Origin of the sequence: Nocardia sp. A7, assembly GCF_046549215.1 — a bacterium.
Classification (GTDB): domain Bacteria; phylum Actinomycetota; class Actinomycetes; order Mycobacteriales; family Mycobacteriaceae; genus Nocardia.
This window is the reverse complement of the sequence record NZ_JAJPWE010000024.1, coordinates 1-515: the sequence shown is the minus strand read 5'-3', so window position 1 is coordinate 515 and position 515 is coordinate 1. Positions and strand designations below refer to the sequence as shown.

Sequence of the window (515 nt, the reverse complement as noted above, 5' to 3'; positions counted from 1 at the left end):
CGAGGCTTATCGCAGCCTCCTACGTCCTTCATCGGCTCCTGGTGCCAAGGCATCCACCGTACGCTCTTAAACACTTACTAACAAAGATGCTCGCGTCCACTGTGCAGTTCTCAAACAACACACCCGCTCATGAACATGTTCCGAGATTGACTCAGCCAATCGGCCGGCAATGTCTCGAAGATCCGAGCGGATCGTTTGCTTTGCCTTGAAAGGACACTCGCGTGTTCTTTCAGGACCCAATAGTGTGTCGGTATATCACCGCGACCAACCACTGAGGGCCGGTCGAGTGCGATGAGTTTGTCAGTGTTCCACCCATGAGCGTCCGCAGTTCCACGAAAGGGAACTAAACGGTCTCTGACACAACCACTCTCGACTGTTCGAGGTGTTTGCGTAGATGTGCTCCTTAGAAAGGAGGTGATCCAGCCGCACCTTCCGGTACGGCTACCTTGTTACGACTTCGTCCCAATCGCCGATCCCACCTTCGACGGCTCCCTCCCACAAGGGGTTAGGCCACC

Annotated in this window: 2 rRNA genes; both read right to left on the bottom strand. The window is 55.0% G+C overall.

The window, feature by feature from the left end:
* A 23S ribosomal RNA gene (locus ACLJPD_RS33170) occupies positions 1-80 on the bottom strand; the annotation flags it as partial.
* Positions 81-407: 327 nt separating this feature from the next.
* Positions 408-515, bottom strand: a 16S ribosomal RNA gene (locus tag ACLJPD_RS33165); the annotation flags it as partial.